The 264-nt window shown below is 51.9% G+C and carries 1 pseudogene; it reads left to right on the top strand.

From position 1 onward, the window contains the following. Positions 1-29 precede the first annotated feature (29 nt). Positions 30-264 (top strand): annotated as a pseudogene (locus GTGU_RS23825) (hypothetical protein); the annotation flags it as partial.

Raw genomic sequence — 264 nt, 5'->3', positions numbered from 1 at the left:
GGGACAACAACAGTCACATCGGAGGCGTGATGGCCCTAAACCTCGACACACTCGGCTTATCGGCAACGGTAACCGCTGAGGGGATCAGTGCGCCTGATTATCAGACGATACTCGACACCGTAACAGGCTATTTTCAGCAGATTTACGGCAGTGATGCGTATCTGGATCCGGACAGTAAAGATGGACAGATGGTGGCGCTGGTGGCTCTGGCTATCCACGATGCCAACAATACAGCAATAGCTGTATATAACAGCTTTTCTCCGG

It is taken from the genome of Trabulsiella guamensis ATCC 49490 (assembly GCF_000734965.1).
Classification (GTDB): domain Bacteria; phylum Pseudomonadota; class Gammaproteobacteria; order Enterobacterales; family Enterobacteriaceae; genus Trabulsiella; species Trabulsiella guamensis.
This window is presented reverse-complemented; position numbering and strand designations above follow the sequence as displayed.